The organism is Intrasporangium zincisolvens (assembly GCF_034724055.1).
Lineage (GTDB): Bacteria > Actinomycetota > Actinomycetes > Actinomycetales > Dermatophilaceae > Monashia > Monashia zincisolvens.
The window spans coordinates 209,225-234,557 of the sequence record NZ_JAWIIL010000006.1; the positions used below are offsets into that span (position 1 = coordinate 209,225).

Genomic DNA, 25,333 nt, shown 5'->3' on the forward strand with positions numbered 1-25,333 from the left:
GGTTCGCCCCGTGGACGAACCCCCTTGGTGTAGCGGCAGGACCGGCCCCGTCAGGCGGTGAGCGGGCGGTCGTTCGGGCCGATCGGGCGCGGCAGCGACGAGGACCCGGTGAGCCAGGCGTCGACGCCCGCGGCGGCGGCCCGGCCCTCGGCGATGGCCCACACGATGAGCGACTGGCCACGACCGGCGTCGCCGGCGACGAAGACGCCGGGCACCGAGCTCATGAAGTTCTTGTCGCGCCGGACGTTGCTGCGCTCGTCGAGGTCGACGCCGAGCTGCTCGACGACGCCCGGGCCCTGCGGGCCGAGGAAGCCCATCGCGAAGAGCACGAGCTGTGCGGGGATCTCGCGCTCGGTGCCCGGCATCGGCGTCAGCTTCCCGTCGACCATCTCGACCTCGGTCAGGCGCAGCGCCGCGACGTTGCCGTCGTCGTCGCCGACGAACTCGGTGGTGCTGACGGCGTAGACGCGCTCGCCGCCCTCCTCGTGGGCGCTCGCGACGCGGTAGAGCATCGGGTAGGTCGGCCAGGGCTGGCCGGCCGGGCGGTCCTCCCCCGGCTGGGGCAGGATCTCGAGGCTCGTCACCGACGCGGCGCCCTGGCGGTGCGCCGTGCCGATGCAGTCGGCGCCGGTGTCGCCGCCGCCGATGACGACGACGTGCTTGTCGGTGGCGAGGATCTGGTCGGGCACGTCCTCGCCGAGCGCGGCACGGTTGCCCTGCGGCAGGTAGTCCATCGCCTGGTGGATGCCGCCGAGCTCGCGGCCCGGCACCGAGAGGTCGCGCGGCACCGTGGCGCCGAGGGCGAGCACGACGGCGTCGTAGCGGTCACGCAGCTGCTGGCCGGTGACGTCGCCGCCGACGTCGACGCTGTTGCGGAAGCGCGTGCCCTCGGCCTCCATCTGGGCCAGGCGCCGGTCGAGGACCGACTTCTCCATCTTGAACTCGGGGATGCCGTAGCGCAGCAGGCCGCCAGGCTTGTCGGCCCGTTCGAAGACCGCGACGGTGTGGCCCGCGCGGGTCAGCTGCTGGGCGGCCGCGAGGCCCGCGGGCCCGGAGCCGACGACCGCGACCGTCTTGCCGGAGAGGCGCTCGGGCGGCAGCGGCTGCACGAGCCCGCCGTCGAAGGCGCGCTCGATCGTCGTGACCTCGACCTGCTTGATCGTCACGGCCGGCTGGTTGATCCCGAGGACGCACGCGGTCTCGCACGGTGCCGGGCACAGGCGTCCGGTGAACTCCGGGAAGTTGTTCGTCGCGTGGAGCCGCTCGATGGCGTCGGACCAGTCGCCCCGCCACGCGAGGGTGTTCCACTCGGGGATGAGGTTGCCGAGCGGGCAGCCGGAGTGGCAGAACGGGATGCCGCAGTCCATGCAGCGTCCGGCCTGGCGCTCGAGCTGGCCGCGCTCCTGCTCCTCGTAGACCTCCTTCCAGTCCCGGATGCGCACCGGGACCGGGCGACGGGTGGGGAGCTCGCGCTCGCGGGTGGTGAGAAAGCCCTGGGGGTCAGCCACGGGAAGCCTCCATGATCCGGTTCCACACGTCGGCGCCGTCGGGGTCGAGGCCCTCGGCCTCGGCCGTGGCGCGGACGTCGAGGACACGCTGGTAGTCGCGGGGAAGGACGAGCGTGAACCGCTCGCGGGCGGACGCCCAGTCGTCGAGCAGGGCCTGGGCGACCGGCGAGCCGGTCCACTGCGCGTGCCCCTCGAGCAGACCTCGCAGGGTCGTCTCGTCGTCGGGTCGCAGCGGCCCGAGGTCGACGAGCTCGGGGTTGACGAGGAGCGGGTCGAGGTCGAGGACGTAGGCGACGCCGCCGGACATGCCCGCCGCGAAGTTGCGCCCCGTGGCCCCGAGGACGACGGCGACGCCGCCGGTCATGTACTCGCAGCCATGGTCGCCGACGCCCTCGACGACCGCGTGGGCGCCGGAGTTGCGGACGCAGAACCGCTCCCCCACGACGCCGCGCAGGAACAGCTCGCCGGTGGTCGCGCCGTACGCGATGACGTTGCCGGCGATGACGTTCTCCTCGGCGACGAGGCGCGCCTCCTTGGCCGGCCGGACGACGACACGTCCGCCGGACAGGCCCTTGCCCACGTAGTCGTTGGCGTCGCCGAACAGCTGCATCGTGACGCCGGACGGCAGGAACGCCCCGAAGGACTGGCCGCCTGAGCCGGTCATCGTCAGCTCGATGGTGTTGTCGGGCAGGCCGTACGGGTGCGACTTGGTGACGTGGTGCCCGAGCATCGTGCCGACCGTCCGGTTGACGTTGCGCACCGCGATGCTCGAGCGCACCTGCTCGCCGCTCTCGATGGCCGGCAGGGCCCGCGTCAGCAGCTCGTTGTCGAGCGCCTTGTCGAGGCCGTGGTCCTGGGCCGTCGACTGGTGCAGCGTGCCGCCGGACGGGTTGTCGGCGACGGACAGGATCGGCGTGAGGTCCAGGCCCGAGGCCTTCCAGTGCGAGACGGCCTTCTCGATGTCGAGGCTGCCGACCTGGCCGACGGCCTCCTCGATCGAGCGGAACCCGAGCGCCGCGAGGTGCTCGCGGACCTCCTCGGCGATGTACTCGAAGAACGTCTCGACGAACTCCGGCTTGCCTGTGAAGCGGGCCCGCAGCTCAGGGTTCTGGGTGGCGATGCCGACCGGGCACGTGTCGAGGTGGCAGACACGCATCATGACGCAGCCGGAGACCACGAGCGGGGCCGTGGCGAACCCGAACTCCTCCGCACCGAGCAGTGCGGCGACGACGACGTCGCGGCCGGTCTTCAGCTGGCCGTCGACCTGCACGACGATGCGGTCGCGCAGCCCGTTGAGCACGAGCGTCTGCTGGGCCTCGGCGAGGCCGAGCTCCCACGGGGCGCCGGCGTGCTTGAGCGAGGTGAGCGGGCTGGCGCCCGTGCCGCCGTCGTGGCCCGAGATGAGCACGACGTCGGCGTGGGCCTTCGACACACCGGCCGCGACGGTGCCGACGCCGACCTCGGAGACGAGCTTGACATGGACCCGCGCCGCCGGGTTGGCGTTCTTGAGGTCGTGGATCAGCTGGGCGAGGTCCTCGATCGAGTAGATGTCGTGGTGCGGCGGCGGGCTGATGAGGCCGACGCCGGGCGTCGAGTGCCGGGTGCGCGCCACCCACGGGTACACCTTGTGACCGGGCAGCTGGCCGCCCTCGCCGGGCTTGGCGCCCTGGGCCATCTTGATCTGGATGTCGTCGGAGTGCGTCAGGTAGAGGCTCGTGACGCCGAAGCGCCCGGAGGCGACCTGCTTGACGGCAGAACGACGCTCGGGGTCGAGGAGGCGATCGAGGTCCTCGCCGCCCTCGCCGGTGTTGGACCGGCCGCCGAGGTGGTTCATGGCGACCGCGAGGGTCTCGTGGGCCTCCTGGGAGATCGAGCCGTAGCTCATCGCACCGGTGTTGAAGCGCTTGACGATCTCGCTGACCGGCTCGACCTCCTCGATCGGCACGGGCAGCCGGCCGGTGACCCCGGTGGGCCGGAAGCCCATGAGGCCGCGAAGCGTCATGAGACGCGTCGTCTGGTCGTCGACGCGGTTCGTGTACTGCTTGAACACGTCGTAGCGGCGCTGGCGCGTCGAGTGCTGGAGGCGGAAGACCGTCTCGGGGTCGAAGAGGTGCGGCTCGCCCTCACGACGCCACTGGTACTCGCCGCCGACGTCGAGGATGCGGTGCGGCTGGTGGACGCCGTCGGGCGGGTAGGCCTTGGCGTGCCGCTCCGCCGCCTCGCGGGCGATGACGTCGAGCCCGACGCCGCCGAGCTGGCTCACCGTGCCGGTGAAGTAGCGGTCGACGAGGTCCTGCGACAGGCCGATGGCCTCGAAGACCTGCGCGCCGCGGTAGGACGCCACGGTCGAGATGCCCATCTTCGACATGACCTTGAGGACGCCCTTGCCGAGCGCCTTGATGAGGTTCCGGACCGCCTTCTCGGGAGTGACGCCCTCGATCTGGCGCGACCGGACGAGGTCCTCGACGGTCTCCATGGCCAGGTACGGGTTGACCGCCGCGGCACCGAAGCCGATGAGCAGGGCGACGTGGTGCACCTCGCGCACGTCACCCGCCTCGACGAGCAGGCCCACCTGGGTGCGGGTCTTCTCGCGGATGAGGTGGTGGTGCACGGCCGCCGTGAGCAGCAGCGACGGGATCGGCGCGAGGTCACGGCCGGAGTCGCGGTCGGAGAGCACGACGAAGCGCGCGCCCCGGGCGATGGCCTGGGACACCTCGGCGAAGATCTCCTCGAGCCGGTCGCGCATGGCGCCGGCGCCGCCGGTGACGTCGTAGAGGCCGCGGACGACGTGCGTCGCGTAGCCCGGCAGGTCGCCGTCGGCGTTGATGTGCACGATCTTGGCGAGCTCGTCGTTGTCGATGACCGGGAACTCGAGCACGAGCTGACGGGCGTGCGCCGGCGACGCCGACAGCGCGTTGCCCTCCGGGCCCATGAAGGTGCCGAGCGAGGTGACGAGCTCCTCTCGGATGGCGTCGAGCGGCGGGTTGGTCACCTGGGCGAAGAGCTGGGTGAAGTAGTCGAAGAGCAGGCGCGGGCGCGAGGACAGCACCGCGATCGGGGTGTCGGTGCCCATCGAGCCGAGCGCCTCGCCGCCGGTGCGGGCCATCGGCGCCAGGAGGATGCGCAGCTCCTCGGCGGTGTAGCCGAACGTCTGCTGGCGGCGTGCGACCGACGCCGCGGTGTGGACGATGTGCTCGCGCTCGGGGAGGTCCTCGAGACGGATGAGGCCGGCGTGCAGCCACTCCGCGTACGGCTTGGCCGCCGCGAGCTGTGACTTGATCTCGTCGTCGCCGACGATCCGGCCGTGCTCGGTGTCGACGAGGAACATCTTCCCGGGCTGCAGCCGCCCGCGCTGGACGACGCGCTCCGGGTCGAGCTCGAGGACGCCGGTCTCGGAGGCGAGCACGACGAGGCCGTCGTCGGTGACGGCGTAGCGACCGGGGCGCAGGCCGTTGCGGTCGAGGACCGCGCCGACGAGCGTGCCGTCGGTGAAGCAGACGTTGGCCGGGCCGTCCCACGGCTCCATGAAGCTGGAGTGGAACTCGTAGAAGGCCTTGCGGGCCGGGTCCATCGTCTCGTGGTTCTCCCAGGCCTCCGGGATCATCATGAGGACGGCGTGCGGCAGCGAGCGGCCGCCGAGGTGGAGCAGCTCGAGGACCTCGTCGAAGCTGGCCGAGTCGGACGCCTCGGGCGTGCAGATCGGGAAGAGCCGGTTGAGGTCGCCCGGGATGATGTCGCTCGTGAGCAGGCTCTCGCGGGCGTGCATCCAGTTGCGGTTGCCCTTGACGGTGTTGATCTCGCCGTTGTGGGCGATGAGCCGGTAGGGGTGCGCGAGCGGCCACGACGGGAACGTGTTCGTCGAGAACCGCGAGTGCACGAGCGCGAGCTCGGTGGCGAAGCGCGGGTCGGACAGGTCGGGGAAGAACGGCTCGAGCTGGCCGGTCGTCAGCATGCCCTTGTAGACGATGGTGCGGGCCGACAGGGAGGCGAAGTAGACGTCGACCTCGCGCTCGGCGCGCTTGCGCAGGCAGAAGGCGAGCCGGTCGAGGCCGAGGGCGACCTGCCGGCCGATCGAGCTGCTGACGAAGAGCTGCTCGAAGTGCGGCATGCAGTCACGGGCCACCTGGCCGACGAGGTCGGCCTCGACGGGGACGTCGCGCCAGCCGAGGACCTTGAGGTTCTCCTGGGCCGCGATGTCCTCGATGCGGGCCTTGGCCGCGGCGCGCTCGACGGCGTTCGCGGGCAGGAAGGCGATGCCCGCGGCATACGCGCCGGAGTTCGGCAGGGTGAACGGCAGGACGCCCCGGAAGAACGCGTCGGGGATCTGCGTCAGCACGCCGGCGCCGTCGCCGACAAGCGGGTCGGCCCCGGTGGCGCCACGGTGGTCGAGGTTGCGCAGCGCCGTCAGGGCGTGCTCGACGATGTCGTGCCCGGCGCTCCCGCGCATCGTCGCGATGAGGGCGACACCACAGGCGTCGTGCTCGAACTCGCGGCGGTAGAGACCGGAGTCCTCAGGCTGAGCACTGAAGAGGTTCCGGGTACGGGTGTGCGGCGACATGTTCACCGTCCTTCTCGGGTACCAAGGAGCGGCGTGGAGGGCCGCAAACGCATGACGAAAGCGTGTGGACGGCGCTGGCCACAGGCTGTGTTGCGTCGAGGCTAGCGGAGGAGCCCGCCGTCCTACCTGTTGATACGCGAGATTTCGGATGCTGAGACGCCGTGCGCAGACGGCGTGGTCGGACGTGACGAAGGTCGCGTCAGGAGCCCGACGCGCGCTCCTTCTCCGCGGGGCTGGCGGGGGCGTCGTTTGCCCCGTCGCCACGCGTGCCGACCGCAGGATCTTCGGACGTGTCGGTGCCGTCGGACGCGTCGGAGCCGTCGGACGCGTCGGAGCCGTCGGACGCATCCGCGCCGTCGGACGCGTCGGACGCGTCGGACGCGTCGGACGCGTCGGCCTCCGGGCCGTCGTCGGCGCGGGGCGTGTCCGGCTGCGCCATCCCCCGGAACCGGATCCAGAGGAGGAGACCGAGGAGGAACACGAGGATCGAGACCCACGTGTTCACCCGCTGGCCGAGGATGCGGTTGGCCTCGTCGCTGCGCATGTTCTCGATGACGATGCGGCCCACCGGGTAGCCCATGACGTAGGCGGCGAACGTCTGGCCGGCCCGCAGCTGCCGGTGGCGCCCGAGCCAGATGAGGAACGCCGCGAGGGCGAGGCACCAGAGGGCCTCGTAGAGGAAGGTCGGCTGGAAGTAGCCCTTGACGACGGGCTGTCCCGCCGAGTCGAGGACCGCGCGCCCGGCGCTGGTGTCCCAGACGTAGATCTTCAGCTTCCACGGCAGGTCGGTGGGGGCGCCGTAGATCTCGTTGTTGAACCAGTTGCCGAACCGGCCCATCGCCTGGGCGATGGCCAGGCCCGGCGCCGCGGCGTCGACGAAGTGGCGGAAGCTGACGTCGTGCTTCCGCGCGCCGATCCACGCGCCGAGCGCGCCGAGCGCGACGGCGCCCCAGATGCCGAGGCCGCCCTCGTAGATGGCGAAGGCCTTCCACGGGTCGCCGTTCGGGCCGAAGTAGGGCTGCGGCGTCGTGATGAGGTGGTAGAGCCGGCCGCCGACGATGCCGAAGGGCACCGCCCACGCGGAGATGTCGATGGCGACGCCGCGCTGGTAGCCGAGCGCGGTGAGCCGGCGCGAGGTCAGCCAGACGGCGACCACGATGCCCGCGAGGATGCACATGGCGTACCCGCGGATCGGCAGCGGGCCGAGGTGCCAGACGCCGACCGTCGGCGACGGGATGTACGCCGGCAGGGAGGCGAGCGCGGTCATCCGCGCGCCGCCCGGACGCCGTCGGCGAGCTCGCGGGCCAGCGCGCCGAGCGCCTCGAGGCCGGCCTCGGGCGATGCCGCCTCGGTGAGGCAGCGCACGAGCGCCGAGCCGACGATGACACCGTCGGCGAAGCGTCCGACCTCGGCGGCCTGCGCGCCCGTGGAGACGCCGAGGCCGACGCAGACCGGCAGGTCGGTGTGCTCGCGGGTGCGGGCGACGAGGGCGTCGGCCTGTGCGCCGACGGCCGACCGCGCACCGGTGACGCCCATGACGGCGGTCGCGTAGACGAAGCCGCGGCTGGCGGCCGTGACGTAGGCAAGCCGCTCTGGCGTCGAGCTCGGGGCGACGAGGAAGACCTTGTCGAGGTCGTGGGCGTCGGCGGCGGCGATCCACTCGCCAGCCTCGTCGGGGATGAGGTCGGGCGTGATGAGGCCCGCTCCCCCGGCCGCGGCGAGGTCGGCGGCGAAACGCTCGACGCCGTAGTGCAGCACGGGGTTCCAGTACGTCATGACGAGGGCCTGGGCCCCCGCGTCGGCGACGGCCCGGACAGCCGTGAAGACGTCCTTGAGGTGGACGCCGGCGGCGAGAGCACGCACTGCGGCGTCCTGGATGACGGGGCCGTCCATGACGGGGTCGCTGTAGGGCACGCCGACCTCGACGACGTCGACGCCGTTCTCGACGAGGACGCGCATCGCCTCGACCGAGCCCTCGACGGACGGGAAGCCGACGGGCAGGTAGCCGACGAGGGCGGCGCGGCCCTCGTCGCTGCAGGCCTGCAGGACCGCTCCGACGCTCACAGCTGCTCTCCCATGCCCTTGGCGCCGTCGTCGGCGGTGGCCGCGACGTCGGCGGACGCGTCGGCGATGACGGTCTGGCCCTCGTCGCCGATGAGGCCGAACCACGCGGCAGCCGTGTGGACGTCCTTGTCGCCGCGGCCCGACAGGTTGACGAGGACGACGGCGTCGGGGCCGAGCTCGCGGCCGAGCTGCATCGCGCCGGCGAGGGCGTGCGCGCTCTCGATGGCCGGCAGGATGCCCTCGGTCTGCGCGAGGAGGCGGAAGGCCTCCATGGCCTCGTCGTCGGTGATCGGCCGGTACTCGGCGCGGCCGGTGCGCAGCAGGTGCGCGTGCTCCGGGCCGACGCTCGGGTAGTCGAGGCCCGCGGAGACGCTGTGCGACTCGATGGTCTGGCCGTCGTCGTCCTGCAGCACGTAGGTGAACGCGCCGTGCAGGACGCCCGGGGTGCCGGCGGCGAAGCGCGCCGCGTGCTTGCCCGACGCGACGCCGGACCCGCCGGCCTCGAAGCCGACGAGGCGCACCGACGCGTCGTCGAGGAACCGGTGGAAGATGCCCATGGCGTTGGAGCCGCCGCCGACGCACGCGCACACGACGTCGGGCAGCCGGCCGACGAGGTCGAGGACCTGCTGGCGGGCCTCGACGCCGATGATGCGGTGGAAGTCGCGGACCATCTCGGGGAACGGGTGCGGGCCGGTGACGGTGCCGAGGACGTAGTGCGTGGTGTCGACGTTGGCGACCCAGTCGCGGAACGCCTCGTTGACGGCGTCCTTGAGTGTCTTGCTGCCGTTGTCGACGGGCACGACGGTGGCCCCGAGCAGCTGCATCCGGGCGACGTTGAGCGCCTGGCGCTCGGTGTCCTTGCGGCCCATGTAGACGACGCACTCGAGACCGAGCAGCGCGGCCGCCGTGGCCGTGGCGACGCCGTGCTGGCCGGCGCCCGTCTCGGCGATGACGCGCGTCTTGCCCATCCGCTTGGTCAGCAGCGCCTGGCCGAGCACGTTGTTGATCTTGTGCGAGCCGGTGTGGTTGAGGTCCTCGCGCTTGAGGATGACCCGGGCCCCGCCGCAGTGCTCGGCGAACCGCGGCACCTCGGTGATGATGCTCGGGCGGCCGGTGTACGTCCGGTGCAGCCGCTCGAGCTCACCGACGAACTCGGGGTCGACGACGGCCTTGCGCCACACCTCCTCGAGCTGCTCGAGCGCCGGGATCAGCGCCTCGGGGACGTAGCGTCCGCCGAACTCGCCGAAGCGGCCGTGCGGTGCAGGCGCTGCTGCTGGCTGTGGTGCGGGTGATGCGGTCATGCCCTCTCCCTGACGCCGGCGGCGGGCGCACCGGCGGTGCGCGCCGCGGCGGCGGCGTCCATGAACGAACGAACGGCGGCCTCGGGGTCGCCGTCCTTGACGAGCGCCTCGCCGACGAGCACGGCGTCGGCGCCGGCGCGGACGTACGCCGCGACGTCGTCGGGCCCGGCGACGCCGGACTCGGCGACGGACAGGACCCCGGACGGGATGCGCGGCAGCAGGTCGGTGACGGTGCGGGGGTCGACCTCGAGGGTCTTGAGGTTGCGGGCGTTGACGCCGACGAGGACGGCGTCCGCGGCGAGCGCGCGCTCGAGCTCGGCGGCGTCGTGGACCTCGACGAGGCACGTCATGCCGAGCTCGTGGGCCTGCTGGCCGAGGTCGCGCAGCTGCGCGTCGTCGAGCGCCGCGACGATGAGCAGGACGAGGTCGGCGCCGTGCGCACGGGCCTCGGTGACCTGGTAGGCCTCGACCATGAAGTCCTTGCGCAGCAAGGGAGTCGGCACGCTGCGGCGCACCTCGTCGAGGTCGGCGAGCGTGCCGCCGAAACGGCGCTCCTCGGTGAGGACGCTGATGGCCGCGGCCCCGCCGGCGGCGTAGGCGGACGCGAGACGGCCCGGCTCGGGGATCTGCGCCAGGGCGCCCTTGCTCGGGCTCGAGCGCTTGACCTCGGCGATGACCGCGACGCCGTGGGCGGTGCGGAAGCCGGGCAGCGGGTCGAGGGCCGGGGCGGCGTCGGCCACCCGGCGCTCGAGCTCGGCGAGCGGCGTCGCGGCACGGCGGCGTCCGAGATCCTCCCGGACGCCGCTGATGATCCCGTCGAGGACCGTCGCCACGGTGCTCAGCTCTGGCCGAGCGTCTGGCTGCCGACCTCGTCCGGCGCGTCGACGAGGCTGCCGGCCTGCGCGTGGTGCGACGAGCTGCCGTACCCGGCCATCGACATGACCTTGCCGGCGACCACACCGAGGACGATGACGACGCCACCGACGATGCTGATCGGCAGGTTGGCCGCGACGACGCCGACGGAGGCGATGGCCGATCCGAGCAGGATGATGCCGACCGCCGTCCACGCGGCAACGCTGTGTCCGTGGTCCTCGTGCTGCTCTTCCATGGCGTCCTCTCTCGTCGCGTCGGCCGGGGTCCGGTGGGCCGACCCCGACATTCTGTCAGGTCTCGCGGTGGGCCTTGCCTCAGGTCTCGTCGGGGGCGTCGCGCAGGGTCGGGTCGCCACCGTCGGACAGCTCGTCCCATGCGGTGCGCACCTCCCCGCGCGGTCCGCTCTCGGGTCGTTCGCCGCGTTCGTAGCGGCCCGACAGGCCCGCCCAGGACCGGCTCGACAGGGCCGTGAGGACGCACCCGGCCACGAGCGCGACCGCCACGACGACGGCGACCCAGGCCCAGGGGGTCGTCGACCCGGTGGCGTCGGGCGCGGTCGTACGGGCCAGCTCGCGCGCGACCGCCCCGGCCACGGCGTCGACCGGGCGCAGCGCGACGAGGAGCGTGAAGGCCAGCGCCCCGAGGGAGGCGAGCACCATCGCCACCGCGGAGACGGCGCGGATGACGCGTCCGCCGGTGAGCAGCCCGAGCAGACCGACGGCGCACACGGCGGCGAGACCGGGGATGCCCGGGGCTGCCTGGCCGCCGGTCACCTCCGTCAGGCCGTGGGCGAGGACGTCGCGGGCCTCGCCGCGGGCCCAGGGCAGCGTCGACAGGCCGAGGAGCAGTGCCGCCGGCACGAGGACGGCGACCGCGGCGAGCCGCTTGGACAGCCTCATGCGCGCCCGACGCTGACCCGGCGGAGCCCGGCGGCCGCCGCGACGGCGCGCAGCGCGGCCGCGGCCTTGTTGACGGTCTCCTCGTACTCGAGGTGCGGCACCGAGTCGGCGACGATGCCCGCGCCGGCCTGCACGTGGGCCAGGCCGTCCTTGATGAGCGCCGTGCGGATCGCGATGGCCATGTCGAGGTCGCCGGCGAAGTCGAGGTAGCCGACGACGCCGCCGTAGAGCCCGCGCCGCAGGCCCTCGTACCCGTCGATGAGCGCCATGGCCCGCGGCTTCGGGGCACCGCTCAGGGTGCCCGCGGGGAAGGTCGCGACGAGGGCGTCGAAGGCGCTCCGGCCCTCGCGGAGGTCGCCGACGACCGTCGACTCGATGTGCATGATGTGGCTGTAGCGGCGGATCGACATGAAGTCGACGGTGTCGACGGTGCCGGCCCGGCAGATGCGCTGGAGGTCGTTGCGCGCGAGGTCGACGAGCATGAGGTGCTCGGCTCGCTCCTTGGTGTCGGCGAGCAGCTCCTCGGCGAGGTGGGCGTCGTGGTCCGGGCTCTTGCCGCGGGGTCGCGAGCCGGCGATCGGGTGCGTGATGGCCTGCCGGTCGGTGACCTTGATGAGCGCCTCGGGGCTCGAGCCGACGACGTCGTAGGCCGAGCCGTCGGGGTGCGGCAGGCGCAGCAGGTACATGTACGGGCTCGGGTTGCTGACGCGCAGCGCCCGGTAGACGTCGAGGGCGTCGGCCGCGCACGGCACGGTGAACCGCTGGGAGACGACGATCTGGAAGGCCTCGCCGGCCCGGATCGCCTCCTTGGCCTCCTCGACCATCGCCTCGAACTGCGGCTGGGTGTGGCTGCTCGTCGGCTCGAGGTCGACCGGCTCGATCGTCGAGACGGTGCTCGGCGCCGGTTCGGCGAGCAGGTCCTCCATCCGGTCCAGACGGGTCACGGCGTCGGCCCAGGCGTCCTCGATACGCTCGTCGGTGGCGTCGTGGTTGACGGCGTTGGCCACGAGCAGGAGCGAGCCGTCGCTGTGGTCGAACACCGCGAGGTCGGTGGCGAGCATCATCGCGACCTCGGGCAGGTCGAGCTCGTCGCGCCCGGCGTCGGGGACCGTCTCCCACCGGCGCACCGCGTCGTAGGTGATCGCCCCGACGAGGCCGCCGGTGAGCGGCGGCAGCCCGGGGATGCGCGGGGTCGCGAGGGCGGCGACGGTGTCGCGGACGGCGACGGTCGGGTCACCGGTCGTGGGCAGGCCGACGGGCGGCTCACCGATCCAGTGGGTCTCTCCCCCTCGCTCGGTCAGGGTCGCGGCACTGCGAGCGCCGACGATCGAATAGCGCGACCAGACGCCGCCGTGCTCGGCCGACTCGAGCAGGAAGGTGCCCGGGGCGTCGGCGGCGAGCTTGCGGTACACGCCCACCGGCGTCTCGGCGTCGGCGAGGACGCGGCGCACGACGGGGATGACGCGACGGTGCTCGAGCGCGAGCTCGGTGAAGACCGGCAGGCTCGGCCACGTGCGGCCCCACGCGAGATCGGCGTGCGGGGCGGGCGCGGGTGCGAGCGGGGCGGTCGAGTCGGGCACCGGCCCATTCTGGCCCACCGCGTCCGGACGCTCCCGCCGCCCCTCACCCACCGGACGTGCCGGGACCGGTCAGGTGGTCGGTCAGGTGGCGGGTGCGGCCTCGCCGACGACGGCGGGCAGGACCCGGGCGTCGAAGCACGTACGGTCGCCGGTGTGGCAGGCCGCGCCGACCTGGTCGACGGTGACGAGCAGGGCATCGCCGTCGCAGTCGAGGCGCACTCCCTTGACCCACTGGACGTGGCCGCTCGTGTCGCCCTTGCGCCAGTACTCCCGGCGGCTGCGCGACCAGAAGGTGACGCGGCCCTCGGTCAGGGTGCGCCGCAGCGCCTCGTCGTCCATCCAGCCGACCATGAGCACGTCGCGGGTGTCGTGCTGCTGCACGACCGCCGCGACGAGGCCGTGCTCGTCGCGCTTGAGCAGCTCGGCGATGCGCGGATCGAGCACGGTGAGGTCAGCGGGGCCGGTGGTGTCGGCGGGGTCGGCGGTCACCGGGACATTGTGCCGGACCTCAGAGCGCCTGCTGCTGGGCCACCCACGAGGCGTGCAGGCGCGTGTAGACGCCACCGAGGGCGACGAGCTCGCTGTGGTGGCCGCGCTCGACGATGCGCCCGGCGTCGACGACGATCACCTCGTCGGCGTTCTCGGCGGTCGAGAGCCGGTGCGCGATGGCGATCGAGGTGCGGCCACGGGTCAGCGAGTCGAGGGCCCGCTGCAGGCGCACCTCCGTGTGCGGGTCGACCGCCGAGGTGGCCTCGTCGAGGACGAGCAGGTCGGGGTCGGCGAGGTAGGCCCGGGCGAGGGCGACGAGCTGTCGCTCACCCGCCGACAGCGACTCGCCCCGCTGGCCGACCTCGGTGGCGAGGCCCAGCGGGAGCGTCGCGACCCAGCCGTCGAGCCCGAGGTCGGCCAGCGTCGCGCGCACCTGCTCCTCGGTGGCCTCGGGGCGCCCGAACCGGACGTTGTCGAGGAGCGTGCCGTCGAAGAGGAAGCCTTCCTGCGGAACGAGGACGACCCGGGACCGCAGCGAGGAGAACCGGATCCGGCGCAGCTCGGTGCCGTCGAGCAGCACCCGGCCGGTGGTCGGGTCCATGAGCCGGGTCAGGAGCTTGGCGAGGGTCGACTTGCCCGACCCGGTCTCGCCGACGATGGCGACGCGGCTGCGCGGCGCGATCGTGAGGTCGATGTCGTGCAGGACGGGCTCGCCTCCGGGGTAGGAGAACCCGACGCCGCTGAACTGCACCGTGATGGGCCCGCGCGGCAGCTCGACGCCCTCCTCTGCCGGGTCGCTCACGTCGGCCGGGGTGTCGATGATGCCGATGACGCGACGCCATCCCGCGACGGCGTTCTGCATCTCGTTGAGGATCTCGGTGGCCTGCTGCACCGGCATCGTGAAGAGGTTGACGAGGAACAGGAACGCGAGCAGCTCGCCGAGCGTGAGCCGCCCGTCGACGGCGAGGACGGTGCCGACGACGAGGACGACCGCGGTGGTCAGGCCCGAGACGAGCTGACCGGACGTGAACGCGATGACGGAACGGGCCTGGGCACCGATGGCGGCGCTGCGGTGCCCCTCGATCGCGGCGTCGATGCGGCCTGCGGTGCGGGCCTCGACGCCGTACGCCCGGATGGCCTGGGCGCCGACGACGGCCTCGGAGATGGCGCCGAGCATGTCGCCGACGCGCTCGCGCACCTTCGTGTACGCCCGCCCGACGATGCCCTGGAAGGTGCGGATGATGACGAACAGCGGCACGAAGCACAGCCACACGACCAGGGCGAGGATCGGGCTGTAGAACACCATGAGCACCGTCGCGAGCGTGATCTGCGCGACGTTGACGATGAGCATGAGCCCGCCGAACTGCACGAACATCGAGATCGTGTCGACGTCGGAGGTGACCCGGGAGACCAGCGACCCGCGCCGCTCGGTGTTCTGCGTCAGCATCGCGAGGTCGTGGATGTGGCGGAACGCCTTGAGCCGCAACGTCGCCAGCCCACCCTCGGACGCGCGGAAGAGCCGGACGTTGACGAAGTAGGCCGAGAACGCGGTGACGACCACGCCGACGAGCGCGACCGAGATCCAGAAGGTGACGACGGCGATGTCGGGGCCGCCGGCGGCGAGGATGCCGTTGTCGGTGATGCGCTGGACGACGAACGGCACGAGGACGCGACCGAACGTCGACAGGACGGCGAGGGCCATCGTGACGCCGATGCCGCGGCGCAGCTCGGGCGAGAGCTCGAGCCCGCGCCGGAGCGTCTCGCCGGTGGTCAGCTCGTGGCCGGTGGCGATGCCGTGGTGCTCGACCGGGGCCTGGGAGCGCATGCTCATCGGACCGCCTCCTGCTCGTCGCGTCCGTCCGGGGTGCCGGCGTCAGCGCCTGTCTCGGCGTCGACGAGGTCGTACTCGTCGAGGTCCTCGGCGCCGGCGGCGATCGCCTCGCGCTCGGCCGCCTCACGGGCGTAGGCGGTGACGAGCCGCTCGTAGCCGGCGCACCGGCCCATGAGCTCGGCGTGCCGGCCGTGGTCGACGACGCGCCCGGCCTCGACGTAGACGACCTCGTCGGCGAGCAGGATGGTGGCCATCCGGTAGGCGACGACGACGACCGTGGTGCCCGAGCTGGCCTCGCGGAGCCGGGCGAGGATCGCCTGCTCGACGCTCGGGTCGACGGCCGAGGTGGCGTCGTCGAGGACGAGCAGCTGCGGCTCGCGGATCACGGCGCGGGCCAGGGCGATCCGCTGTCGCTGGCCACCGGAGAGCGACGCGCCGCGCTCGCCGACGTGGGTGTCGAGGGCGTCGGGCAGGCGCTCGACGAAGCTCGCGCCCTGGGCGATGTTGAGGGCGCGCCACACCCCCTCGTCGTCGTGCTCGGCGCCGAGGGTGACGTTGCCACGGACGGTGTCGTCGAACATGAACGTCTGCTGGGCGACGAGTGCCGCGACGTCGCTGACGCCGCCGTGGCGCACCTCGCGCAGGTCGACGCCGTCGAGGAGCACTGCGCCGCTGTCGGGGTCGACGAGGCGCAGCAGGAGGTTGGTCAGGGTGGTCTTGCCGCTACCGGTGGGCCCGACGACGGCGACGGTCGAGCCGGGCGTGACGTCGAGGGTGACGTCGACGATCGCCGGGTTGAGATCGGTGCCGCCGTCCTCGGTCTCGATCTCGTAGGCGTAGGCGAGCCCGTCGGCCTGCAGGTGGCTGGCCCGGCCCCGGGGCAGCTCGCGCTCGCCGTAGGTCATGCTGCCGGTGGCCTCGAGCACCGCCTCGATGCGGCGCCAGCCGACCACGGCTCGCGGCATCTCGGCGAGCACCCAGCCGAGCGCCCGGACCGGGAAGGCGAGGATGGAGAAGAGGTAGGCGATCTGCACGACCTGCGCCGCCGAGAGGTAGCCACCCTGGACGCGCAGGGTGCCGACGAAGAGCACCGCGAGCGTGCCGATGGTCGGGATGGCCTCGATGACGGGGTCGAACCGGCCGCGGGTGCGACCGACCTCGACGTTGGCGGCGCGCAGGTCGTGGGTGACGGCCGCGAACCGCTCGGCCTCGTGGTCCTCACGGCCGAGCGACTTGACGACGAGCGCGGCCTCGAAGCTCTCGTGCGCCACCTCGGACACGTCGGCCCGCAGCTGCTGGGCCCGGGTGACGCGCGGCGACATGGCCCGCTGGAAGGCGACGTTGGCCAGGAACAGCATCGGGAACACCGTGAGGCCGACGAGCGCGAGCCACGGGTCGATGACGGTCATCTGGACGATGCCGAAGACGAGCATGACGACGACGCCGAGGGCCATCGGCAGCGGCGCGAAGATGTTCCACGTCGCCTCGACGTCGGCGTTGGCGTTCGACAGGAGCTGGCCGGACGGGTGCTTGTGGTGCCAGGCGAGCGGTAGGCGCAGGTACTGACGCGTGACCTGCCGCCGGTACATCGCCCCGAGGTTGAACATGGCGATGCCGCCGGCGAGGCGGCGGCCGATGACCCCGACGACGTTGACGAGCACGACGAGCGCGAGGACGCCGCCGATGGTCCACAGCTGCTCGGCCGTGACGTAGTGGGCGTCGATGGCCGGGCTGACCGAGTGCTCGACGACCCAGCCGATGGCCCACGCGGTGAGGCCGGTCATGACGCCGTAGACAACGCTGCCGAGGACGGCGAGGGAGAACCACCGCGGCTGGCCCTTGATGCCTCGGCCGATGACGCCGAGCCCCTCACGGAGGGTGGAGCGGCCGGTGTCGGCACCCGAGGTCGACGGTCCGTTCACGGTGTGGCGCTCCCCTGTCGCTGGGCCTCGTGGGCCGTCCTCGCTCGCTGGTCGTCGCCGCCCGGGCATCCCGGATCGGCGACTTCCCACCTTCTCACGGACCGGTGACCGCCCCGGCGCGGGCACGCGTCCACAGCCACTCGGCCTCGGGCCCCGGCTCCTCGCCCTCGAGGCTGCGCCGGAAGCCGAGCCGCGCGAGGACCCGGTGGCTGGCGACGTTGCCCGGCTCGGTGTGGGCGACGACGCACAGCCCAGCCGCCTCGAGCGAGCGCACCATGGCGCCGAGGACGTCGGTCATGAGGCCGCCGCCGCGCGCCTGCTCGACGAGTCCGTAGCCGACCTCGACGACGCCGGCGTCGTCGGGCGGGCCGAAGCAGCCGATGGTCCCGACGGCGACGCCGTCGGAGCGGCGCACGATGTGACGGGGCGACCACGCGTCGGGGTCCTGCATCATGCCGATGGCGTCGAGGTCGTCCTCGCGCGGGTAGCCGGGCGCCCACCCCGGACGCTGCTCGCCGCGTCGCATCGCGTCGGCCTCCTCGCGCGTCACCGGCACGAGCCGCGCGAACCGCGACTCGACCGGCCCCGGCCCGACCGGCTCGGCGGCTGCTCCCGTGGGCACCCAGTAGCGGCGGTGGCCCTCGACGGTCTGCTCGAGGTACCCGCCGCACGCCTCGACGGTGCGCGCCGACGCGACGTTGTCGTCGTCGCACGTGACGAGGACGGGGTCGTTGCCGTGGGTGGCGGCCACGGCCAGGGCGAGGCGGAGCGCGGCGGTGGCGACCCCGCGCCGACGCGCGAAGGGCGCGACGGCGTAGCCGATGTGGCCGCCCTCGACGAGCAGTGCCGCGTTGAGGTCACGACGGATCGCGATGGTGCCCACGACGCGTCCGTCCTCGACGACCCAGCGGTACGCCGAGGCGACGCGCCCCTCGGGCAGCTCGAGGTCGGTGCGCTCCTGCCGCCCGAGCCAGTCGACCCACTCGGCGAACGCGTCGGGGTCGGCGAGCTGCTCGCGGTCGGTGTGGCGGTAGCCGGAGCCGTGGACGGTCTCGCCGTCGAAGGCGTCGACGAGCTCCCACCACGACGAGGACAGGTCGGCGGTGGGGCGGACGAGCTCGATCACGGCACGACCCTAGGCAGGGGCGGACGGCGGGGCCACCGAGTTTGTCCCGGTGCGCCTGAGAGGATGACGCCCATGACGCGCCACGCCCGGACCGAACGGCTCCAGCTCTGCGACACGCTCGACCGCCTCGGCCCCGACGCCCCGACGCTGTGCGAGGGCTGGGCCACGCGTGACCTCGCGGCGCACCTCGTCGTGCGCGAGCACCGCCCCGACCTTCAGGCCGGCGCCTACGTCCCCTTCCTCGCCGACCGCCTCGACCGCGAGCAGCGCGCCATCGCCGCCGGCGACTACACCGACCTCGTGGCGCGCGTCCGGGCCGGCGCCCCGGTCTGGAACCCGATGCACCTCGCCGCGGTCGACGAGCTGACGAACACCGTCGAGTACGTCGTGCACCACGAGGACGTCCGCCGCGCCCAGGCCGACTGGACGCCGCGCGAGCTGACCCCGGACCTCGAGGCGGCCTTGTGGGCGGCCCTGCGCCGCACCGCGCGCCTCATGTTCCGCAAGGCACCGACCGGCATCGTCCTCGTGGCCCCCGGGCGGGGCCGTCACGCGGCGAAGCTGCCCGACGCCCACGGCACCGTCGTGCTGCGCGGCGCGCCCCTCGAGCTGGTCCTGTTCGCGTACGGGCGCCAGGACGTCGCAGGCGTCGAGGCGTCCGGCGACGCCGATGACATCGCCGCCCTGCAGGGCGCGCACCTCGGCATCTCCTGACGGCCGGTCTGCCGACCCCCGCCGAGGGCCCTAGCGGACGGTGACGCCGGCCTCGCGCAGAGCGTCCTTGACCTGGCCGACGGTCAGCTCGCCGAAGTGGAAGACGCTCGCGGCCAGCACCGCGTCGGCCCCGGCCTGCACGGCGGGCGCGAAGTGCTCGAGGCGGCCCGCTCCCCCGCTCGCGATGACCGGCACCGACACGGCGGCCCGGACGCGGCGGATGAGCTCGAGGTCGAAGCCGTCCTTCGTGCCGTCGGCGTCCATGGAGTTGAGCAGGATCTCACCGGCGCCGAGCTCGGCCGCCCGCGCGCACCACTCGACGGCGTCGAGGTCGACGGGCGTGCGGCCGCCGTGCGTCGTCATGACGAAGTCGTCGGTGAGGCGGCCGTCGTCGCCGAGGCGGCGCCGAACGTCCGCGGACAGGACGAGCACCTGCGCGCCGAAGCGGGCCGCGATCTCGGCGATGAGCTCGGGCCGGGCGATGGCCGCCGTGTTGACCCCGACCTTGTCGGCGCCGGCGCGCAGCAGGCGGTCGACGTCGTCGACGGTGCGCACGCCCCCGCCGACGGTCAGCGGGATGAACACCTGCTCGGCGGTGCGGCGCACGACGTCGTAGGTCGTCTCGCGGTTGCCGCTGCTCGCCGTGACGTCGAGGAAGGTCAGCTCGTCGACGCCCTGGGCGTCGTAGGCCTTCGCGAGCTCGACGGGGTCGCCGGCGTCGCGCAGGTTCTCGAAGTTGACGCCCTTGACCACGCGTCCGGCGTCGACGTCGAGACAGGCGATGACGCGGGTGGCGACGGGCATGTCCCAAGGCTAGGACAGCCGGAGGGCGAGACGCCGGTCGGTCTCGCCCACGGTCGGTCTCGCCCACGGTCGGTCTCGCCCACGGTCGGTCTCGCCCACGGTCGGTCTCGCCCACGGTCGGTCTCGCCCCCGGTCGGTATCGTCGCCGCCATGTGGGACGACGTCACGGCCGCGGCGCTGCCCGCGCACGTCGACGCCGTGGTCGCCCTGACCCTCGTGGCGAGGCCCCGCTGCGGCGACACCGTCGTCGTGGCCGTCGACGGCCCGAGCGGGTCGGGCAAGACGACGCTCGCCCTCGGCGTCCGGGCCGCGCTCGCCGAGCGGACCGGCGGCCACGTCGGCCTCGTGCACATGGACGAGATCTACCCGGGCTGGGACGGCCTGGCAGCTGCCCCCGACCTGCTCGCCGAGCAGGTGCTCGCGCCGCTCTCGCGGGGCGAGCCCGCCGCGCACCGGCTGTGGAGCTGGGTCCGCGACGCGTGGGTCGGCACCCGTGTCGTACCGCCCGGCCCGCTGCTCGTCGTCGAGGGATGCGGCAGCAGCGTCGGCGCGGCCCGGCCCTACGTCGCCGTGTCGGTGTTCGTCGAGGCCGACCGCGACCTGCGCCGCCGCCGTGGCCTGGCGCGCGACGGCGCCGCCTACGAGCCGCACTGGGACCGCTGGGCGGCCCAGGAGTCCGAGCTGTTCGAGGGCGACCGCACCAGGCGGTGCGCGGACCTCGTCGTCGACACATCTAGTCTCTGAGGCATGCACCAGTCCCCCACGGCGGCCGCCGCCCCCGGCACGAACGGATGACCCCCGGCTCCACCCGTGCCGTGCGTCCCCTGCCGCCCGTGTGGGTCATGGCCGTCGCCCTCGTGGCCGTCGCCGCCAACCTGCGCATCGCCATCACGAGCGTCCCGCCGCTGCTCGACAGCATCTCGGCCGACCTGCACCTCTCGCACGCCGCCGCCGGCGCCCTGACGACCCTCCCGGTGCTCTGCATGGGCCTGTTCGCCCCGGTGGCCAGCCGCCTGGCGCACCACCTCGGCGCCGTGGCCGCGGTACTCGCGGCGATCGTCAGCATCCTCGCCGGCACCGCGAGCCGCTTCGCCGGCGAGAACGGCCTCGTCCTCTACGCGGGCACGTTCCTCGCCGGGGTCGGCATCGCCGTGGCGGGCACGCTGCTGCCACGGCTCGTCAAGACGTTCTTCCCGCCGCGTCGGGTCGGGCTCGTCACCGGTCTCTACATGCTCGCGATGATGGGCGGGGCAGCCGTCAGCTCGGCGCTGTCGGTCCCCCTCGCCGAGCGGTTCGGTTCGTGGCAGGCCTCGCTCGGCTCGTGGTCGGTGGTCGCCCTCGTCGGCGTCCTCGCGTGGGCCCCTTTCACCCGACGCGCCAACCCGCACCACACGACCGGGGAGGAGGGCGCAGGGCGCCTTCCCTGGCGCAGCCGCACCGCGTGGCTCGTCGCGTTCTACCTCGCGCTGCAGTCGTGGTGCTTCTACTCCGCCGTCACGTGGCTCGCGCCGACCTACGTGGAGCAGGGCTGGTCGCCCGCGTCGGCCGGTTACCTCGCGGCCGCCTTCAGCGCCGCGCAGATCGTGTCCGGTCTCGTCGGCCCGCTGCTCAGCGACCGCACCGCCGACATGCGCCGTCTCCTGCTCCCCGCGGCGGTCCTCGGCGTCGCCGGCAGCCTCGGCATCTCGTTCGCACCGCTCGCCGCGCCGTGGGTGTGGGCCCTGGTCACCGGGCTCGGCCAGGGGGCGGCGTTCTCGCTCGCGCTCGTGCTGCTCGTCCGGTACGCCGTGACCCCCGAGGCGAGCGGCCGCCTCACCGGCATGGCGTTCCTCGTGTCCTACGGCCTGGCCTCGGTCGGTCCGCTCGCCATGGGGCTGGTCCGCGACGTCTCCGGCGGGCTGTCGCCGGTCTGGCTCATCCTCGCCGCCGTCGGCGTCGTCCAGGGCGGCGTCGTCCTGCTGCTGCGCCCCGGACTGCGACGCATCGACTGACGCTCCCCCGAGCAGGCCTCCTCGTCGGCCCGAACGTCGGCCCACACCTCGGCCGTCGACACCTGTGACGCGTGTGACGGGAGTTCACTGCTGCTCACTCGTGCGTCGCCAGGACAGGAATCCTGTCAATTCGGGCGAAACCGCTCACATCCTCGCGATCGGCAACGCACACTGCTTCTCGGCCGGCCTCGTGTCCTGTCCCCGTTAGGTGAGTCGGCACCCCTCCACGAAGGACAGCGACGTTCGCACACCTGACTTCCGAGGAGACGACCGATGCCCCTCCACCCGACGACGCACGGACCCGTGGCCACCCCACGGCATCCCCGCACCCGACACGTGAGGCGCCTGCTCGCCTCCGCAGTGACCCTCGCCACCGCTGCGACGCTGCTGCCGGCGACCGCCGCCGACGCTGCGGTTCCCACCGTCGCGCCCGCCGCGACCACCGCAGCCGCCACCGTAGCGACCGTTGCAGCAACCGCCGTGGCCGTCCCCGGCGCCGTGAGCCTGTCCGTCGTCGCCGGCCCGGTGCGCGGAGGGACGACCGTCGACCTGTCCGGCACGAACGTCGGCTCGGCGACCACGGCCTGGTTCGGGGGCACGGCCGTCACCAAGGTCCTGCGCATCTCGGCCACGCGCATCCGCGTCACGACGCCCGCCCGACCGGCGGGCGTCGTCTACGTGCGGGTCTCGAACGCGGCCGGCTTCTCCCCCCAGACGCTGCGCTCGACCTTCGCCTTCGACGCCGTGCCCACCCTGACGCGTCTGTCGACGACCTCCGGGACGACGAAGGGCGGCACGTCGGTGACGCTCACCGGCACCGGCCTCACCCGCGCGTCCGCGGTCCGCTTCGGCACGACCAGCGCCCCGATCGTCGCGCGGGTGTCCTCGACGCAGCTGCGGGTCACCGCGCCCGCCCACACGGCGGGCCTCGTCGACGTCCGCGCCACGACGCCGGGCGGAACGTCGGCCGCAGTCACGGCCACCCGCTTCCGCTACTCCGCGCCGGCCACCCCCGCCGCGCCCAGCCCGACGACGCTGCCCGCCGTCACGAAGCTGTCCACGTCGGCCGGCCCGACCGCGGGTGCGCAGACGCTGACGATCAGCGGCCTTCGGCTCACGGGCGTCACCTCTGTCCTCTTCGGCACGACCCGGACGACGAAGGTCACCCAGGTCTCGGCCGGCACGATCCGCGTCGTCACCCCGGCGCGACCCGCGGGCACCGTCGACGTCCGCGTCACCTCGAAGGCGGGCACGAGCCCCGTCGTCGCGGCCGGCCGGTACCGCTACGAGGCGATGCCGACCGTCACCAAGGTGTCGCCCTCGAGCGGCCCCTCGCGCGGCGGCACCGTCGTGACCCTGACGGGCACCAACCTCGGCTACGCCACCTCGGTCTTCTTCGGCAGCACCCGCGTCCTGCAGGTCACCCGCGTGTCGGCCACGACGCTGCGGGTCACCGCTCCCGCGCACGCGGCCGGCACGGTGTGGATCCGGGCCACGTCGGCCGGCGGCTGGTCGGCGGTCAGCCCGGCCACGACCTACACCTTCGGGGCCCCGCCGGCTGTCACCCGGCTGTCCACCGACGCCGGCCCGCTCGCCGGTGGCACCGTCGTCACCGTCTCCGGCACCCACCTCGAGGACGTCACGTCGGTGCGGTTCGGCACCACCGCCGGCACCGACCTCGTCGTCGTCAACGGCACGACGCTTCGGGTCACCACCCCGGCTCACGCGGCCGGCACGGTGGCGGTCCGCGCCGTCAACGCCAACGGCACCTCGCCCGACGTCGCCGCCGCGTCGTTCACCTACGAGCCGGCCCCGCGCGTCACCGCACTGTCCGTGCCGGCGGGCCCGCTCAGCGGCGGCACCGTCGTCACCCTCACCGGCACGACGTTCGGGCGGGCGAAGGACGTCACGTTCGACGGCGTGTCCGGCACCGGACTCGTGCGGGTGTCGAGCACCCAGGTCCGCATCACGAGCCCGGCCCACGCCGCTGGCACCGTCGACGTGCGGGTCGTCGCGCCCGGTGGCACGTCTGCCACCGGTGCGGCCTCCCGCTTCGACTACCTGGCCGTCCCGGGCGTCACCGCCGTCACCCCGTCGCTGTCGAAGACCAAGGGCGGGACGACCGTCACGGTCACGGGCACGGGCTTCGACCGCGTCAGCGCCGTCAGCCTGGGCACCACGCCCGCGACGGCCTTCACCCGCGTGTCGTCCACGACGCTGACGGTGACGCTGCCGGCCCGGCCCGAGGGCGTCGTCAACCTGCGAGTCACGACGCCGGGCGGCACCTCGCCCTCGGCGGCGGCCAACGCCTTCACCTACCAGGACCCGCCGGTCGTCACCCTCGTGACGCCGTCGTCGGGCCCGCTCGTCGGCGGCAACACGGTGACCCTGAGCGGCACGTCGTTCCAGAACGCGTCGGCGGTGCTCTTCAACGGTGTACCGGCCCTGTCGTTCACCCGGGTCTCGGCCACGAAGATCACGGCGGTCGTGCCGCCCCGCATCTGGACCGGCGCGATGCCGGTGCGCGTCACGACGCCGGCCGGCACCGTGACCAAGACCAACGCCTACCTCTACGACGCCGGGTCCCAGCTCCAGCCGGGCCAGTCCATGACCGCGGGCACCTCGATGCACTCGCCCAGGGGCGGCTACACCCTGACGCTGCAGACCACCGGCGACCTCGTGCTGACCAAAGGCACGACCCGCGTCTGGTCCGCGGGCACCAAGGGCACCGGCAACCGCCTGTCGGTGCGAGCGGACGGCAACGTCGTCGTCGTCAACGCCAGCGGCACGGCGATCTGGAGCAGCGCGACGGCCGGCTGGGCCGGCGCCCATCTGTCCCTCGGCGACGACGGCCTGCTGCTCCTGAGCCAGGGCACGACGCCGGTCTGGGACCACCGCGGCATGCGCTACGACCGGCTTCTCCCGGGCCAGACCCTGCGCTCCGGCGAGTCGCTCCAGTCGGTCAACACGTCCTGGCGCCTGACGATGCGCACCGACGGCAACCTCGTCGTCACGACCGCCGCCGGCAGGCTGCAGTGGTCGGCCCTGACGACGGGGTCGGGCAACGTCGCCGTCATGCGCGCCGACGGCAGCTTCGTCGTGCAGTCCCGCACCGGGTCCGTGCTGTGGTCGACGAGCACCGGTGACGCCGACGGCGCCATCGTGCGGATGCTCGGCGATGCCAACCTCGCCGTCTACGACGGCCCGAAGGTCGTGTGGGCCATCACCGGCGGACCGGGCCCGCGCAGCTGGTCCTGCTACTCGCGCGGCACGCAGACGTGCATCACCCGCTTCGGCTACTACGGCCAGCGCGCCTGGAACTACCCGGTCGACGCGTGGGGCAACAACTGTACGAACTTCTCCGCCTACCGCCTCTCCCGTGACGGGATCGTCAACCCGGGCAACCTCGGCAACGCGAACACGTGGGACGACCGTGCCCGGGCCAAGGGCCTCGTCGTCGACCAGAAGCCGAAGGTCGGCACCATCGCGCAGTGGAACAGCAACCACGTGGCCTACGTCGACTGGGTCAGCGCCGACGGCAACAAGGTCGCGATCTCCGAGAGCGGCTACGGCGGCACCGTCCTCGGCGTCACGTACACCTCGATGAGCGGTCGCCGGATCCTCACGCGGGGCACGTCGTCCTGGCCGTCGAACTTCATCCACTTCCGCTGAG

General features: G+C 73.2%; 18 protein-coding genes. 4 read left to right on the plus strand and 14 right to left on the minus strand.

The genetic code is table 11. The features are described from left to right. Positions 1–50 precede the first annotated feature (50 nt). The 13 genes from RY076_RS16950 to RY076_RS17010 all read right to left on the minus strand — a co-directional run bounded on the left by RY076_RS16950 (position 51) and on the right by RY076_RS17010 (position 18,151). Positions 51–1,508, minus strand: coding sequence for a glutamate synthase subunit beta (locus RY076_RS16950; RefSeq protein ID WP_323100154.1), 1,458 nt, complete (start codon positions 1,506–1,508; stop codon positions 51–53). Then, positions 1,501–6,066: a glutamate synthase large subunit gene (gene gltB, locus RY076_RS16955; protein ID WP_323100156.1), complete on the minus strand. Its 4,566-nt coding sequence runs from the start codon at positions 6,064–6,066 to the stop codon at positions 1,501–1,503. Before gltB ends, RY076_RS16950 begins: the two co-directional genes overlap by 8 nt. 199 nt (positions 6,067–6,265) lie before the next feature. Further along, a complete protein-coding gene (gene lgt / locus RY076_RS16960) occupies positions 6,266–7,333 on the minus strand; it encodes a prolipoprotein diacylglyceryl transferase (RefSeq protein WP_323100157.1) in 1,068 nt (355 codons plus the stop codon). Then, the gene (gene trpA, locus RY076_RS16965) at positions 7,330–8,130 is read right to left on the minus strand and encodes a tryptophan synthase subunit alpha (protein WP_323100158.1); all 801 of its coding nucleotides are present in this window, start codon (positions 8,128–8,130) and stop codon (positions 7,330–7,332) included. Before trpA ends, lgt begins: the two co-directional genes overlap by 4 nt. After that, a complete protein-coding gene (gene trpB, locus RY076_RS16970) occupies positions 8,127–9,431 on the minus strand; it encodes a tryptophan synthase subunit beta (protein ID WP_323100159.1) in 1,305 nt (434 codons plus the stop codon). The genes trpA and trpB overlap by 4 nt, the downstream gene beginning before the upstream one ends. After that, positions 9,428–10,264 carry an indole-3-glycerol phosphate synthase TrpC gene (gene trpC / locus RY076_RS16975; RefSeq protein ID WP_323100161.1) on the minus strand — a complete coding sequence of 279 codons (837 nt, stop codon included), beginning with the start codon at positions 10,262–10,264 and terminating at the stop codon, positions 9,428–9,430. The genes trpB and trpC overlap by 4 nt, the downstream gene beginning before the upstream one ends. A gap of 5 nt (positions 10,265–10,269) precedes the next feature. After that, complete coding sequence (locus tag RY076_RS16980; RefSeq protein ID WP_323100162.1) at positions 10,270–10,539, minus strand: HGxxPAAW family protein; 270 nt, start codon at positions 10,537–10,539, stop codon at positions 10,270–10,272. Positions 10,540–10,618: 79 nt separating this feature from the next. Beyond that, complete coding sequence (locus RY076_RS16985) at positions 10,619–11,203, minus strand: Trp biosynthesis-associated membrane protein (protein WP_323100163.1); 585 nt, start codon at positions 11,201–11,203, stop codon at positions 10,619–10,621. Further along, entirely contained in the window at positions 11,200–12,783 is a 1,584-nt protein-coding gene (locus tag RY076_RS16990; RefSeq protein WP_323100165.1) for an anthranilate synthase component I, read from the minus strand. Before RY076_RS16990 ends, RY076_RS16985 begins: the two co-directional genes overlap by 4 nt. 81 nt (positions 12,784–12,864) lie before the next feature. Next, on the minus strand, positions 12,865–13,272 hold the full coding sequence (gene hisI, locus RY076_RS16995; RefSeq protein WP_323100167.1) for a phosphoribosyl-AMP cyclohydrolase: 408 nt from the start codon (positions 13,270–13,272) through the stop codon (positions 12,865–12,867). Positions 13,273–13,291: 19 nt separating this feature from the next. Next, entirely contained in the window at positions 13,292–15,103 is a 1,812-nt protein-coding gene (locus tag RY076_RS17000; protein ID WP_323100169.1) for an ABC transporter ATP-binding protein, read from the minus strand. Then, positions 15,100–17,025 (minus strand): ABC transporter ATP-binding protein, encoded by a 1,926-nt coding sequence (locus RY076_RS17005; RefSeq protein ID WP_323100171.1) that lies wholly within the window; start codon positions 17,023–17,025, stop codon positions 15,100–15,102. Before RY076_RS17005 ends, RY076_RS17000 begins: the two co-directional genes overlap by 4 nt. Before the next feature lie 94 nt (positions 17,026–17,119). Continuing rightward, positions 17,120–18,151 (minus strand): GNAT family N-acetyltransferase, encoded by a 1,032-nt coding sequence (locus RY076_RS17010; protein ID WP_323100173.1) that lies wholly within the window; start codon positions 18,149–18,151, stop codon positions 17,120–17,122. Positions 18,152–18,223: 72 nt separating this feature from the next. Here RY076_RS17010 and RY076_RS17015 point away from each other — a divergent pair, with 72 nt between their 5' ends. Continuing rightward, positions 18,224–18,865 (plus strand): TIGR03085 family metal-binding protein, encoded by a 642-nt coding sequence (locus RY076_RS17015; RefSeq protein ID WP_323100175.1) that lies wholly within the window; start codon positions 18,224–18,226, stop codon positions 18,863–18,865. 30 nt (positions 18,866–18,895) lie between these two features. On the opposite strand, the gene hisF is transcribed toward RY076_RS17015, so the two are convergent. After that, positions 18,896–19,669, minus strand: coding sequence for an imidazole glycerol phosphate synthase subunit HisF (gene hisF / locus RY076_RS17020; RefSeq protein ID WP_323100176.1), 774 nt, complete (start codon positions 19,667–19,669; stop codon positions 18,896–18,898). A gap of 150 nt (positions 19,670–19,819) precedes the next feature. Here hisF and RY076_RS17025 point away from each other — a divergent pair, with 150 nt between their 5' ends. From RY076_RS17025 to RY076_RS17035, 3 genes are all read left to right on the plus strand, one after another. Further along, positions 19,820–20,413 (plus strand): nucleoside/nucleotide kinase family protein, encoded by a 594-nt coding sequence (locus RY076_RS17025; protein ID WP_323100178.1) that lies wholly within the window; start codon positions 19,820–19,822, stop codon positions 20,411–20,413. A gap of 47 nt (positions 20,414–20,460) precedes the next feature. Further along, entirely contained in the window at positions 20,461–21,660 is a 1,200-nt protein-coding gene (locus RY076_RS17030; protein WP_323100180.1) for an MFS transporter, read from the plus strand. A gap of 273 nt (positions 21,661–21,933) precedes the next feature. Continuing rightward, entirely contained in the window at positions 21,934–25,332 is a 3,399-nt protein-coding gene (locus tag RY076_RS17035; RefSeq protein WP_323100182.1) for an IPT/TIG domain-containing protein, read from the plus strand. Position 25,333: the final 1 nt, after the last annotated feature.

Bases quoted from the DNA above. Each gene is read 5' to 3' on its own strand.
- gltB (WP_323100156.1), bottom strand. From the start codon at position 6,066: ATGTCGCCGCACACCCGTACCCGGAACCTCTTCAGTGCTCAGCCTGAG.
- lgt (WP_323100157.1), bottom strand. From the start codon at position 7,333: ATGACCGCGCTCGCCTCCCTGCCGGCGTACATCCCGTCGCCGACGGTC.
- trpB (WP_323100159.1), bottom strand. From the start codon at position 9,431: ATGACCGCATCACCCGCACCACAGCCAGCAGCAGCGCCTGCACCGCAC.
- RY076_RS16980 (WP_323100162.1), bottom strand. From the start codon at position 10,539: ATGGAAGAGCAGCACGAGGACCACGGACACAGCGTTGCCGCGTGGACG.
- RY076_RS16985 (WP_323100163.1), bottom strand. From the start codon at position 11,203: ATGAGGCTGTCCAAGCGGCTCGCCGCGGTCGCCGTCCTCGTGCCGGCG.
- RY076_RS17000 (WP_323100169.1), bottom strand. From the start codon at position 15,103: ATGAGCATGCGCTCCCAGGCCCCGGTCGAGCACCACGGCATCGCCACC.
- RY076_RS17015 (WP_323100175.1), top strand. From the start codon at position 18,224: ATGACGCGCCACGCCCGGACCGAACGGCTCCAGCTCTGCGACACGCTC.
- hisF (WP_323100176.1), bottom strand. From the start codon at position 19,669: ATGCCCGTCGCCACCCGCGTCATCGCCTGTCTCGACGTCGACGCCGGA.
- RY076_RS17025 (WP_323100178.1), top strand. From the start codon at position 19,820: ATGTGGGACGACGTCACGGCCGCGGCGCTGCCCGCGCACGTCGACGCC.
- RY076_RS17030 (WP_323100180.1), top strand. From the start codon at position 20,461: ATGACCCCCGGCTCCACCCGTGCCGTGCGTCCCCTGCCGCCCGTGTGG.
- RY076_RS17035 (WP_323100182.1), top strand. From the start codon at position 21,934: ATGCCCCTCCACCCGACGACGCACGGACCCGTGGCCACCCCACGGCAT.